The organism is Pseudomonas sp. SCA2728.1_7 (genome assembly GCF_018138145.1).
GTDB lineage: Bacteria > Pseudomonadota > Gammaproteobacteria > Pseudomonadales > Pseudomonadaceae > Aquipseudomonas > Aquipseudomonas koreensis_A.
Genome location: NZ_CP073104.1, coordinates 4,614,637 through 4,627,166, shown reverse-complemented (window position 1 = coordinate 4,627,166; position 12,530 = coordinate 4,614,637). Strand labels below are relative to the sequence as shown.

The 12,530-nt window shown below is 59.3% G+C and carries 11 protein-coding genes and 1 riboswitch; of the genes, 7 read left to right on the top strand and 4 right to left on the bottom strand.

Going from position 1 to position 12,530, the window contains the following annotated elements; translation table 11 throughout:
* The first annotated feature begins 213 nt into the window (after positions 1–213).
* Entirely contained in the window at positions 214–1,383 is a 1,170-nt protein-coding gene (locus tag KBP52_RS20640) for an MFS transporter (protein ID WP_077574863.1), read from the top strand.
* A gap of 308 nt (positions 1,384–1,691) precedes the next feature.
* Positions 1,692–2,957 (top strand): sodium:proton antiporter, encoded by a 1,266-nt coding sequence (locus KBP52_RS20635; RefSeq protein ID WP_077574864.1) that lies wholly within the window; start codon positions 1,692–1,694, stop codon positions 2,955–2,957.
* Here KBP52_RS20635 and KBP52_RS20630 read toward each other — a convergent pair whose 3' ends face one another.
* Positions 2,958–3,845, bottom strand: coding sequence for a formate/nitrite transporter family protein (locus tag KBP52_RS20630; RefSeq protein ID WP_212620861.1), 888 nt, complete (start codon positions 3,843–3,845; stop codon positions 2,958–2,960). It lies immediately after the preceding gene.
* Positions 3,846–4,019: 174 nt separating this feature from the next.
* Positions 4,020–4,427 (bottom strand): hotdog domain-containing protein, encoded by a 408-nt coding sequence (locus KBP52_RS20625; protein WP_016984776.1) that lies wholly within the window; start codon positions 4,425–4,427, stop codon positions 4,020–4,022.
* A 198-nt stretch (positions 4,428–4,625) separates the two neighbouring features.
* A riboswitch (S-adenosyl-L-homocysteine riboswitch) is annotated at positions 4,626–4,725 on the top strand.
* 23 nt (positions 4,726–4,748) lie between these two features.
* Between KBP52_RS20625 and ahcY the strand changes: the two genes are divergently transcribed.
* The 4 genes from ahcY (at position 4,749) to KBP52_RS20605 (ending at position 10,252) form a co-directional block, all read left to right on the top strand.
* Positions 4,749–6,158, top strand: a complete 1,410-nt coding sequence (gene ahcY / locus KBP52_RS20620; protein WP_064388105.1) for an adenosylhomocysteinase — start codon at positions 4,749–4,751, stop codon at positions 6,156–6,158.
* Positions 6,159–6,314: 156 nt separating this feature from the next.
* A complete protein-coding gene (gene metF, locus KBP52_RS20615) occupies positions 6,315–7,160 on the top strand; it encodes a methylenetetrahydrofolate reductase [NAD(P)H] (protein WP_007913720.1) in 846 nt (281 codons plus the stop codon).
* A 170-nt stretch (positions 7,161–7,330) separates the two neighbouring features.
* A complete protein-coding gene (locus tag KBP52_RS20610) occupies positions 7,331–8,143 on the top strand; it encodes a transporter substrate-binding domain-containing protein (protein WP_116028383.1) in 813 nt (270 codons plus the stop codon).
* A gap of 222 nt (positions 8,144–8,365) precedes the next feature.
* The gene (locus tag KBP52_RS20605; protein WP_034153634.1) at positions 8,366–10,252 is read left to right on the top strand and encodes a DEAD/DEAH box helicase; all 1,887 of its coding nucleotides are present in this window, start codon (positions 8,366–8,368) and stop codon (positions 10,250–10,252) included.
* 258 nt (positions 10,253–10,510) lie between these two features.
* On the opposite strand, the gene KBP52_RS20600 is transcribed toward KBP52_RS20605, so the two are convergent.
* The gene (locus tag KBP52_RS20600; protein WP_038358767.1) at positions 10,511–11,089 is read right to left on the bottom strand and encodes a YceI family protein; all 579 of its coding nucleotides are present in this window, start codon (positions 11,087–11,089) and stop codon (positions 10,511–10,513) included.
* Positions 11,090–11,120: 31 nt separating this feature from the next.
* Complete coding sequence (locus KBP52_RS20595) at positions 11,121–11,672, bottom strand: cytochrome b (RefSeq protein ID WP_077574882.1); 552 nt, start codon at positions 11,670–11,672, stop codon at positions 11,121–11,123.
* A 322-nt stretch (positions 11,673–11,994) separates the two neighbouring features.
* Here KBP52_RS20595 and KBP52_RS20590 point away from each other — a divergent pair, with 322 nt between their 5' ends.
* Positions 11,995–12,492 (top strand): hypothetical protein, encoded by a 498-nt coding sequence (locus KBP52_RS20590; protein WP_212620860.1) that lies wholly within the window; start codon positions 11,995–11,997, stop codon positions 12,490–12,492.
* Positions 12,493–12,530 lie beyond the last annotated feature (38 nt).

Below are 12,530 nucleotides of genomic sequence, written 5' to 3'. Positions count from 1 at the left end.
AGCCTGCGGCAGCTCCTACAGTGAATCGTCGAATAGTCAGATTATTGATTCGCGATGTGTCAGCAGCTGTTTATACTGCAAGTGACCACGCCGCACTCAGTTGCGCACAGAAAAACACCAATAATTCCTGCCTGCACCGCCCTCCATAGAGAGCGGTCGTCGGCCTGCGTATGCCTGATCAAAGCGTCAAGACTACCGACAGAGACCTTGCGCATGCCACTCGCCTTGCTTGCCCTCGCTGTTGCCGCGTTCGGCATCGGCACCACTGAATTCGTCATCATGGGCCTGCTGCCCGATGTTGCCCGCGATCTTTCTGTGAGCATTCCCCACGCGGGTCTGCTGATCACCGGTTACGCGCTGGGCGTGGTGTTCGGCGCACCGATCCTGGCGATCGGCACCGCGAACATGCCGCGCAAAGCGACCTTGTTGGGGATGACGCTGATGTTCATCCTCGGCAACGTGCTCTGCGCACTGGCGCCGAACTACGCGACGCTGATGGCCGCCCGCGTGGTCACGGCGCTGTGTCACGGAGCATTTTTCGGAATCGGTTCGGTAGTTGCCGCCGGACTGGTCGCGCCGAACAAACGCGCGCAGGCGATTGCGATGATGTTCACCGGCCTGACCTTGGCCAATGTTCTCGGCGTGCCGCTGGGAACAGCGTTGGGTCAGTACGCCGGTTGGCGCTCGACCTTCTGGGCGGTCTCGGTGATTGGTGTGATCGCCGCTCTCGCGCAGTGGTTGTGGTTGCCGAAACACATCCCCATGGACAAGGCCAACCTCGCCAGCGAGTTCAAAGTGCTGGGTAAGGTCAACGTGCTGCTGGCGCTGGGCATGAGTGTTTTGGCGTCGACCAGCCTGTTCAGCGTTTTCACTTATATCGCGCCGATCCTGCAAGACATCACCGGCGTCAGCCCACACGGGGTAACGGTGATGCTGCTGTTGTTCGGCGTCGGCCTGACCGGCGGCAGCATGCTCGGCGGACGCCTGGCTGATAGCCGTTTGTTGCCGTCGCTGGTCGGTGTGGCCCTGGCCGTGGTGGTGATTCTGGCGGCGTTCAGCCAGACCAGTCACTCGGTGGTGCCGGCGGCGATCACGCTGGTGCTGTGGGGGATTTTCGCCTTTGCGCTGTGCCCGATTCTGCAACTGCTGATCATCGATCAGGCCCATGAAGCGCCGAACCTCGGCTCGACCTTGAATCAAAGCGCTTTCAACCTCGGTAATGCGGCGGGTGCGTGGATCGGCGGGCTGGTAGTTGCCAGTGGCGCGGATCTGGCGGACTTGCCGTGGACCGGTGCGCTGGTCGGTGTGTTGACGGTGCTGACGGCGCTTTTGTTTATTTATCTGCAACGTCGTGAGGCGGCTGCGGTCAATGTGTCCGGCTAATCGGGTTTAGCCTGCAAGAGCCCTCACCCTAGCCCTCTCCCAGTGGGAGAGGGGACTGAATGGGGGATATTTGAGAGATACGCCGACGTGAAACCGCTTTGCTGAATCCATAAGCGATAAGGTCTTCCAGGTCGATGTCTGACGCCAGACACCTCGGTTTGCCCCCTCTCCCTCTGGGAGAGGGCTGGGGTGAGGGGCTCTTGATCTCCCCATCATTTGAACTGTGCCCTCAATCGCCCTCAACCCATCCAACCCCTGCGCCAAAGATTCGGTGCGCTATCTTCCACACCTCATCCAAAGGACCCCGGATGCTTGAACTTGTCGCCGCTTTCATCTGCCTCACCACCCTCCTGACCTTCGTCAACTTCCGCTTCATCGGTCTGCCGCCGACCATCGGCGTGATGGTTACCGCACTGTTGTTCTCGCTGATCCTGCAAGGCCTGAGCGTGCTCGGCTACCCCGGTCTCGAAGAACGCGTGCAGCAACTGATCGGTCAGATCGACTTCGGCGATCTGCTGATGAACTGGATGCTGTCGTTCCTGCTGTTCGCCGGCGCCTTGCACGTCAACCTGAATGACTTGCGCAGCTACCGCTGGCCCATCGGCCTGTTGGCGACTTTCGGCGTGTTGATTGCCACTGCGGTGATCGGCAGCCTCGCCTATTACATTTTTGCCCTGTTCGGCTGGCACGTGAGCTTCTTGTATTGCCTGCTGTTCGGCGCGCTGATTTCGCCAACCGACCCGATCGCGGTGCTCGGCGTGCTGCGTACCGCCAACGCCTCGAAGCCGCTGAAAACCACCATCGTTGGCGAATCGCTGTTCAACGACGGCACAGCTGTTGTGGTGTTCACCGTATTGCTGGGCATCGCCCAACTCGGCGAAACCCCGACCGTCAGCGCCACCGCGATGTTGTTCGTTCATGAAGCCATCGGCGGTGTGCTGTTCGGCGGGCTGATCGGTTATCTGGTCTATCGAATGATCAAGAGCGTCGAGCAGCATCAGATCACCGTGATGCTGACGCTGGCGCTGGTCATTGGCGGTTCGGCGATGGCCACGGAGATTCACGTTTCCGCGCCGATCGCGATGGTAGTGGCCGGTCTGATCATCGGCAACCTCGGGCGCAATCTGGCGATGAACGACATGACCCGCCGCTATCTCGACGGCTTTTGGGAGTTGCTCGATGACATGCTCAACGCGCTGCTGTTCGCGCTGATCGGCATGGAGCTGTTGCTGCTGCCGTTCAATTGGCTGCACGTGGCGGCAGCGAGTGTATTGGCGGTGGCCATTCTGCTCTCGCGCCTGCTCACGGTGGCCCCGGCGATTCTGCTGCTGCGCCGCTGGCGGACAGTGCCCGCCGGCACGATCCGGATTCTGACCTGGGGCGGTTTGCGCGGCGGTGTCTCGGTGGCACTGGCGCTGGCCCTGCCGCTGGGCCCGGAGCGTGATCTGTTGCTGAGCATCACTTACATTGTGGTGCTGTCGTCGATCCTGTTGCAGGGGCTGACCATCGGCAAACTGGTCAAGCACGCGACGCGCAACGAGCCCGCGACCACCAGCGAACCCGCTCACCACTGATCATTTTTTGATCTGCTGCGGATCCGGTTTCTCGGCCTGATCCGCAGACTCCTTCGGCGCCCCGCTCTCGCTTCGAATCTGCGCATGGCTGATCAGCGCAAAGATAAAGCTGCCACCAATGATGTTGCCCGCCAGCGTCGGCCCCGCGAAGACCATCCAGAAATCACTCCACGGCAACTCGCCGGCAAACACCAGATATGACACCTCCGCCGAACCCACCACGATATGGGTGAAATCGCCGAGCGCCATCAAATAGGTGATGAGGATGATGATCCACATCTTCGCGCTCTCCATGGACGGGATCATCCAGACCATGGTGGCAATCATCCAGCCGGAAACGATGCCTTTGGCGAACATCTGGCTGGCGTGGTTCTCCATGACCTTGCGGCCTATTTCGAGGAAGGCATGATCCGTCTTGCTGTCGAAGATCGGCAGCTCGAGCATCACGTACGCGACCAGAATCGTGCCACACAGGTTGCCAACGAGCACCACCGTCCACAGGCGGATCAGCCGTCCGAAGTTTTGCAGGGTCGGCTTGGTCATGACCGGCAGCACTGCCGTCAGGGTGTTTTCGGTGAACAGTTGCTGGCGGGCGAGGATCACCGCGAGGAAACCGGCGCAGTAGCCGAAACTGGCGATCACTTTGAATTCGTCACCGTCGGGCAGGCGCGAGTTGAGCAGGCCCATGCCCATCAGCGACAGGCCCATGGTCAACCCGGCCGCCAATGCCGACCACCAGAGTGCGGCGATGCTGCGCTCCAGTTCCTGATCGCCTTGAGAGCGGATGATTTCGTGCAGAACGGCCGCGCGAGGCGGCTGGTTTTTCTCGACTTCGTGCTGCTCTTTGGCCGAGAGGTCGGGGGTTTTGCCGTCGGTAGGGGTGGTCATGGCGTGGGAACCGTGGGGGTGGTGTTTACCTACGACCCCGGCGGTTCATGGCTGTTCAGTGGCCAGATGATTCTTCGCTGACTTTGAAACCGTCATCGCGAGCAGGCTCACTCCTACATGGACTGCGCTGTACCTGTAGGAGTGAGCCTGCTCGCGATGAAGCCGACGCTGATGTCACTTGGTAACTAACTCATCTTCCTGAAACTGGTCTTTCACATATTTGATTTCAGTGCGCCCATGCGGTGCTGGCAAGCCGTCTTCGCCCAGATTCACAAACACCATCTTCTCGACGGTCAGAATGCTCTTGCGGGTGATCTTGTTGCGCACTTCGCAGGTCAGGGTGATCGAGGTGCGGCCGAACTCGGTGGCGGTGATGCCCAGTTCGATGATGTCGCCCTGGCGCGAGGCGCTGACGAAGTTGATTTCGGAAATGTACTTGGTCACCACGCGCTGATTGCCCAACTGGACGATCGCGTAAATCGCCGCTTCTTCGTCGATCCAGCGCAACAGGCTGCCACCGAACAGAGTGCCGTTGGGGTTGAGGTCTTCGGGTTTTACCCATTTGCGGGTGTGGAAATTCATCTTCACTCCTGAGTGTCTTGCCGAACGATGGACGGTATCTTGGCAGACTGAGCGGTCAGGCTCCATGCGGCTTCGACTATGGTCGTCATTAACGATCTTCATCTGGCCGACAGAAACCCTTTGGAAGATCAGTCTAGACGGCTATAATCGCCCCCGTTTCAAAACGGTAACGTTCACTTGCTACCGTTTTCCCGCCACCTGTCCGAGGGGCGCTGCAGCAGGTTCAACCTGTCAGGCTCGGATGGGGCGTTGACCGGCCTTAGGCTGGACACTAAACGCACAACGGCGCCCATTCGCATACATTACGAATGGAGGCTCTTCATGAGCGCTGTTATCACGCCTGCAGATTTTAACGATTACAAAGTTGCCGACATGTCCCTGGCTGCCTGGGGCCGTCGCGAAACCATCATCGCCGAATCGGAAATGCCGGCTCTGATGGGTCTGCGTCGCAAGTACTCCGGCGAACAGCCGTTGAAAGGCGCCAAGATCCTCGGCTGCATCCACATGACCATTCAGACTGCCGTGCTGATCGAAACCCTGGTTGCCCTGGGTGCCGAAGTACGCTGGTCGTCGTGCAACATTTTCTCGACTCAGGATCAGGCTGCTGCCGCTATCGCTGCTGCCGGTATCCCGGTTTTCGCCTGGAAAGGCGAAACTGAAGAAGAGTACGAGTGGTGCCTGGAACAAACCATCCTGAAAGATGGCCAGCCATGGGACGCCAACATGATCCTCGACGACGGCGGCGACCTGACTCAGCTGCTGCACGACAAGTACCCACAAGTACTGGATCGCGTTCACGGCGTGACCGAAGAAACCACCACCGGCGTACACCGTCTGCTGGACATGCTGGCCAAGGGCGAGCTGAAAATCCCGGCCATCAACGTCAACGACTCGGTGACCAAGTCCAAGAACGACAACAAGTACGGCTGCCGTCACAGCCTGAACGACGCGATCAAGCGCGGTACCGACCACCTGCTGTCCGGCAAGCAAGCGCTGGTCATCGGTTACGGTGACGTGGGCAAGGGTTCGGCTCAGTCGCTGCGTCAGGAAGGCATGATCGTTAAAGTCTCCGAAGTTGACCCGATCTGCGCCATGCAAGCGTGCATGGACGGTTTCGAACTGGTTTCGCCGTTCATCGACGGTATCAACGACGGTTCCGAAGCAAGCATCGACAAAGCGCTGCTGGGCAAGATCGACCTGATCGTGACCACCACCGGTAACGTCAATGTTTGCGACGCGAACATGCTCAAAGCCCTGAAGAAGCGCGCCGTGGTCTGCAACATCGGTCACTTCGACAACGAAATCGACACCGCTTTCATGCGCAAGAACTGGGCATGGGAAGAAGTGAAGCCACAGGTACACAAGATCCACCGTACCGGCCCGGGCGCTTTCGATGCGCAGAACGACGACTACCTGATCCTGCTGGCCGAAGGCCGTCTGGTTAACCTGGGTAACGCCACTGGCCACCCAAGCCGCATCATGGACGGTTCGTTCGCCAACCAGGTTCTGGCGCAGATCTTCCTGTTCGGCCAGAAGTACGCCGACCTGTCGCCCGCCCAGAAAGCCGAGCGCCTGACCGTTGAAGTACTGCCGAAGAAACTCGACGAAGAAGTGGCCCTGGAAATGGTTCGCGGCTTCGGCGGCGTGGTCACGCAACTGACCAAGCAACAGGCTGACTACATCGGCGTGACCGTCGAAGGCCCGTTCAAGCCGCACGCTTACCGCTACTAACAGGCGCTCGCTCGCTCTCCCTGTGGGAGCGAGCCTGCTCGCGAAGGCGTCTCAACATTCAACATCCGTGTTGTCTGACCCAGCGCTTTCGCGAGCAGGCTCGCTCCCACACGGGATTGCAGCGCCTCGAAGGTTCTTGTTTCCAAGGGTATGACCATGTCCCAAGACCGTCGCTACAGCTTCGAGTTCTTCCCGACCAAGACCGATGCTGGGCATGAAAAACTGCTCGCCACTGCCCGTCAGCTGGCCACTTACAATCCCGACTTCTTTTCCTGCACCTATGGCGCTGGTGGTTCGACCCGTGATCGCACCCTCAACACCGTTCTGCAACTGGAAAGCGAAGTCAAAATCCCGGCCGCTCCGCACTTGTCGTGCGTCGGCGACAGCAAGGACGACCTGCGCGGCCTGCTGAACGAGTACAAGGCCGCCGGCATCAAGCGCATCGTCGCTCTGCGCGGTGACCTGCCGTCCGGCATGGGCATGACCAGCGGTGAGCTGCGTCACGCCAATGAACTGGTGGAATTCATTCGTGAAGAAACCGGTGACCATTTCCACATCGAAGTTGCCGCTTACCCGGAGATGCATCCGCAAGCACGCAACTACGAAGACGATCTGGCCAACTTCGTGCGCAAGGCTCGCGCCGGCGCCGACAGCGCGATCACCCAGTACTTCTTCAACGCCGACAGCTACTTCTACTTCGTCGACCGTTTGCAGGCGCAGGGTGTCGATCTGCCGATCGTGCCGGGGATCATGCCGATCACCAACTACAGCAAACTCGCGCGCTTCTCCGATGCCTGCGGTGCGGAAATCCCGCGCTGGATTCGCAAGCAACTGGAAGCCTACGGCGATGACACGCAAAGCATTCAGCGCTTTGGTGAGCAAGTCGTCAGCGAGATGTGCGAGCGCCTGTTGCAGGGCGGCGCACCGGGGCTGCACTTCTATTCCATGAACCAGGCTGAACCTAGTCTGGCGATCTGGAATAACCTGAAGTTGCCTCGTTGAAGCAGCTACAAGCTTCAAGCTGAAAGCGACAAGCAAGATCAAAAGATCGCAGCCTTCGGCAGCTCCTACAAGGGTTGTTGAGGCTGCGATTTTTTGCGTTTAAAGGCCCGAAACAGAGCTTGTGCAGGCACTTTCTGGCTCTTTCGCGTTTCTCGTCGTAATCTCAAGCCATGCCTTTGATCACGCAGTTATTCGCCGTGCTGGTTTTTGCTTGCCTGAGCTTCGCCGCTCGAGGCGAAAAGCTGCGTATTGTCACCGAGCCATGGGCGCCTTATGTGTATGAGGAAGGCGGCAAGAACCTCGGGCTGGACTATGAAACCACGGCCATCGTCTTCAAGCGTCTGGGCATTGAAGTCGAATGGCAATTCCTGCCGTGGAAGCGCTGCCTGTCGATGCTTGAGACCGGTCAGGCCGACGGCGCGCTGGATATCTTTCACAGCGACGAGCGCGACGCCACCCTGCTCTACCCGAGCGAACCGCTGTCGGACGTCGAGTTCGTGATGTTCTACGCCAATGACCGGCCGCACCCGTTCAGCAAACTGGAAGAGCTCAAAGGCCTGACCATCGGCACTTCGCCGGGTTATCTGTACAGCCCCGATTTCCGCGAATCAACGTTGTTTAGCCGTGAACCGGCACCGACCCACGAAGCCAACTTCGGCAAACTGGTGCGCGGTCGCATCGACTTGCTGATTACTGATCGCCGCGTTGGCCAGCACTTGCTCGATGAGCTGAATATTCGCGATCAAATCACTGAAAACCCTACCGTCATTAGCCGTCAAAGCCAGTTTCTCGCGGTTCGGCGCAATGCCGGCATGGATTTGCTGGTGCAGCGGTTTGGCGCCGAACTCAAGCGCTTCAAGCGCGAACCGGCCTACGCCGAGCTGAGCGCACGCTACGGCGCTGCGCCCGCCGGCAGCCCTTCACTGAACTCAGTCACGGCCAACCGCAAAACCGTTGAGCAGCAGGAAAGCAGCGCGCAGTGATTGCTCTGTTATACTCCGGCGTTCCCGCCAGGCTCACGCCCGGACGCCCGGAACCGTAACAGGCCTCTCGACCCGCTACAGCGCAGCTTTGCAGCCCGCGCGAGCGCTCCAGACGTGCCTTCGGAACCGCAGCAGGACCGGACGGGATTGCGTCCTCTTAAACGCCATTCGCGCCAGGCAAGACTCCCATTGGGCCAAGCCCTAACTAAAACAGGATTACTCATGTCCTTTGCTTCCCTCGGTCTCTCCGAGGCTTTAGTCCGCGCCATCGAAGATGCGGGCTATACCGAGCCTACTCCGGTGCAACAGCGGGCCATTCCCGCCGTGTTGCAAGGTCGCGACCTGATGGTTGCGGCACAGACAGGTACCGGTAAAACCGGCGGTTTCGCCCTTCCGATCCTGGAGCGGTTGTTCCCCAATGGTCACCCGGACAAATCCCAGCGTCATGGCCCGCGCCAACCGCGCGTACTGGTCCTGACCCCGACCCGCGAACTCGCGGCCCAGGTTCACGAGAGCTTCAAGATCTACGCCCGTGACCTGAAATTCGTCAGCGCCTGCATCTTCGGCGGCGTCGGCATGAACCCACAGGTTCAGGCCATGTCCCGTGGCGTCGACGTGCTCGTCGCCTGCCCGGGTCGTTTGCTCGACCTCTGCGGCCAGGGCAGCGTTGACCTGTCCCACGTGGAAATCCTCGTCCTCGACGAAGCCGACCGCATGCTCGACATGGGTTTTGTGCACGACGTGAAGAAAGTCCTCGCGCGCCTGCCGTCCAAGCGTCAGAACCTGCTCTTCTCGGCAACCTTCTCCAAAGACATCACCGACCTCGCCGGCAAGCTGCTGCACAACCCGGAACGCATCGAAGTGACGCCGCCGAACACCACGGTCGAGCGCATCGAACAACGCGTCTTCCGTCTGCCGGCCAGCCACAAGCGTGCGCTGCTGGCGCACCTGATCACCGCCGGCGCGTGGGAACAGGTGCTGGTCTTCACCCGCACCAAGCACGGCGCCAACCGTCTGGCCGAGTACCTGGACAAGCACGGCCTGCCGGCTGTGGCGATCCACGGTAACAAGAGCCAGAACGCGCGCACCAAAGCGCTGGCCGACTTCAAGGCCAACCAGGTACGCATCCTGGTCGCCACCGACATCGCCGCACGCGGTCTGGACATCGATCAGTTGCCACACGTGGTCAACTTCGAACTGCCGAACGTCGATGAAGATTACGTTCACCGTATCGGCCGTACTGGCCGTGCCGGTCGTTCGGGCGAGGCGATTTCGCTGGTTGCCCCGGACGAAGAAAAACTGCTGAAAAGCATCGAACGCATGACCAAGCAGAAAATCGCCGACGGCGACCTGATGGGCTTCGATTCGAGCACCATTGAAGCCGAGAAGCCGGAAGTGCGTGAGCGTCCGGACGTGCGTAACCCGCGCAATCCACGTGGCCCACGCGGCGACGGGCCGAATGGCGGCGGCGGTGGCGGCGGTCGTAAAGACAAAGGCAAGGACAAAGGCAAAGAGAAGCCGGCCGGTGAACGTGGCGAGCGCCCTGCCCGTCAGCAGAAACCACGCGAAGGCACCCCAGCCCGCGAACAGCGTCCGAGCCAACCGCCACGTGCGGCGGCTGATCGTGCACCGGACGAGTTCCTCGACGACGATGTGGATAACTTCGGTAACCGCGTTGACTACGTGCCCAAGCCTGCCCCGGCTGGCGGTCGCGGCCGTCGTCCAGGCGCACCGGCTCAAGGTGCTGGCGCAGGTTCGGGCGCACCACGCGGCGGTCAGTCGCAGGGTCGTCAGAACGGTCCGCGCAACAGCAACGGCTCGAGCACCGGCACCCCGCCCGCCAAACGCAGCGGCGGCCCGCGCAACGGCGCACCGCGTGATGGTCAGTCGGGTCGTCGCGACGACTCCGCCTCGTCCTCGCGCAACCGTCGTCCGGCCCGTGACGATCAGCCACGCAGCGAGCCAGCCGTGCAGAACCCGCGCAGCAACGGCCCGAAGATCATGCACAAAGAGTCGAAGGCAGACCGCTTCCCGACGCCTGAGCAGCTCGATCAACTGCCAAGCCGCCCGCGTGGCGAAAAACCAGCGCTGCTGACCCGCAATCGCTGAGTTGACGCTGCAATGAAAAATGCCCCGCCTCCGCAAGAGCCGGGGCATTTTTTATGGCGCCACAAATCCCCCTTAATCACCGCAAACTCCCTGTGGGAGCGAGCCTGCTCGCGAAAGCGGTCATTCAGCCAACATCATTGCTGACTGACCCGCCGCCTTCGCGAGCGGGCTCGCTCCCACAGGGGATGTGTGTGACGGACAATAAAAAACGCCCCCGGCCTTTCGACCGGGGGCGTTTTTGTGTGTCGGGTGCGAAAGTTATTTAACTTTCACGCCTTCCAGCGAGATGTCCAGATCCGCGGTTTGCGAGGTAGGACCTGGGCCCTTGATCCCGAAATCGTTCAGGTTCAGGGTGGTCTTGGCATTGAAGCCAGCACGCTCGCCGCCCCATGGATCCTTGCCTTCGCCATTGAACGTGGCCTTGAAGGTCACAGGCTTGGTCACGCCGTGCAGGGTCAGGTCGCCGGTCACGTCAGCCGTCTTTTCACCGGTCGATTTAACGGCGGTGGAGACGAACTTGGCATCAGCAAACTTGCCCACGTCGAGGAAGTCTTTGCTGGCGATGTGCTTGTCACGTTCAGCGTGGTTCGACCACAGGCTGGCGGTTTTCACATCAACCGAGATCTTGCTGGCTTCAGGCTTGGCCGAATCCCACGAGAAAGTACCGTCGAAATCTTTGAAGGTACCGTGGATGAAGCTGTAACCCAGGTGGCTGATTTTCCAGTCAACGAAGGCGTGCTGGCCTTCCTTGTCGATTTTGTAGTCCGCAGCCATGGCCTGACCAGCCGAGAGCAGTGCAGAACCGATTGCCAGAGCGGCCAGAGTCTTTTTCAACATGCTTTCTTTTCCTTTGAGTCGAGGTTGAATTTCAGGCTTTGCGACCGAGCATTCGCGTCAGGGTCGCATCACGATCGATAAAGTGGTGCTTCAATGCTGCCAACGCATGGAGACCGGAAAAAATTACCAGTGCCCACGCCAGCCAGAGATGAATCACCCCAGCGGTATCTGCCTGATCCGGTAGCCCGGAAACCAGTGCAGGAACTTCAAACAGGCCAAACACCGGGATCCCGACACCGTCTGCGGTGGAAATCAGGTAACCGGCAAGCATCACAGCGAACAGCGCCAGATACAGAAACCCGTGGCCGAACTTGGCGCCGATACGGGTCATGCGACTGTAGCTTTGCAGCGTCGGCGGCGGCGGGCTGATAAAGCGCCACAGCACCCGCAACACCATCACACCCAGCAACACCAGTCCGATGCTCTTGTGCAGATCCGGCGCCTCTTTGCGCCAGCTGCTGTAGTAATCCAGCCCGACCATCCACAAGCCCAGCGCGAACAGCCCGAAGACCACCAGCGCCACGCCCCAGTGCATGAAGATGCTGACCCAACCATAGCGCGAAGAAGAGTTACGTAGCTGCATTGCCCAAATCCTGTGAGAACTGCGAACCAAGACTAGCGAGTTATCTATCGAATTAAAGCGGAAAATTTCGCTTTGAAATATCGAGAAATACGATCAAGAGTCTGGAAGTGGCGTGTTAAGGAAAGATTAAAGGCGACTTGTCCGCACAGCGCTCGGGCCATGCTGCTCGATTCTCGCTGGCAATCCGACGCTCCCCGAAGCAGGTGGCGATCACAGAAAGGTCGTCGCCAGAGAAATTCTCAATCGATAACTATGTATCGCTAGTTGTAAGTCTGCACCTGCTCAAATGATGACTCAATCATTCTTTGAGAAGGTCAACAATATGGCTCTTCGTTACAGCCCCTTTCAAGCAAGTGGTACTTCCGAGTTACCGCCCAACCAGACCCTGACCCCAGGCCAATATCTGCAATCCGAAAACGGGCGATTTCGCCTGATATTGCAGAGCGATGGCAACCTGGTGATGAAAGAAGGCGAAGCAGTAGTCTGGATTGCCGATAACAAGCAGCCTTACAGTTTGACTTTGCATCCAAAAAAGATGCGTGAGCCACTGCAGTTTGTCATCAGCAATAACGGTTTTCTCTACGACCCTTCCCGACGGCGCCTATGGATTGCTGAAAGCACTCACAGCCTCGACAAATCGCTCTGGTACAACACGTACATGACGCTCCAGGACGATGGCAACCTGGTCATCTACGATCAGTGCAACGGGAATCTGCGCTGGGCTCGCTCCGGATTTGTACCCGGACGAATTCGAAAACCCAAGCAAAGATGGCTCAGGAAGTTGCCGAGCGGCACGGAGTTCTTCAAATGGGACTTTTAACAGGCCTGAATGTTTGTGATTGATTAGTTTTTGAAAAC

Excerpts from the sequence above, each read along its gene's own strand:
- KBP52_RS20640 (WP_077574863.1), top strand. The coding sequence starts at position 214 with ATGCCACTCGCCTTGCTTGCCCTCGCTGTTGCCGCGTTCGGCATCGGC.
- KBP52_RS20635 (WP_077574864.1), top strand. The coding sequence starts at position 1,692 with ATGCTTGAACTTGTCGCCGCTTTCATCTGCCTCACCACCCTCCTGACC.
- KBP52_RS20630 (WP_212620861.1), bottom strand. The coding sequence starts at position 3,845 with ATGACCACCCCTACCGACGGCAAAACCCCCGACCTCTCGGCCAAAGAG.
- KBP52_RS20625 (WP_016984776.1), bottom strand. The coding sequence starts at position 4,427 with ATGAATTTCCACACCCGCAAATGGGTAAAACCCGAAGACCTCAACCCC.
- ahcY (WP_064388105.1), top strand. The coding sequence starts at position 4,749 with ATGAGCGCTGTTATCACGCCTGCAGATTTTAACGATTACAAAGTTGCC.
- metF (WP_007913720.1), top strand. The coding sequence starts at position 6,315 with ATGTCCCAAGACCGTCGCTACAGCTTCGAGTTCTTCCCGACCAAGACC.
- KBP52_RS20610 (WP_116028383.1), top strand. The coding sequence starts at position 7,331 with ATGCCTTTGATCACGCAGTTATTCGCCGTGCTGGTTTTTGCTTGCCTG.
- KBP52_RS20605 (WP_034153634.1), top strand. The coding sequence starts at position 8,366 with ATGTCCTTTGCTTCCCTCGGTCTCTCCGAGGCTTTAGTCCGCGCCATC.
- KBP52_RS20600 (WP_038358767.1), bottom strand. The coding sequence starts at position 11,089 with ATGTTGAAAAAGACTCTGGCCGCTCTGGCAATCGGTTCTGCACTGCTC.
- KBP52_RS20595 (WP_077574882.1), bottom strand. The coding sequence starts at position 11,672 with ATGCAGCTACGTAACTCTTCTTCGCGCTATGGTTGGGTCAGCATCTTC.
- KBP52_RS20590 (WP_212620860.1), top strand. The coding sequence starts at position 11,995 with ATGGCTCTTCGTTACAGCCCCTTTCAAGCAAGTGGTACTTCCGAGTTA.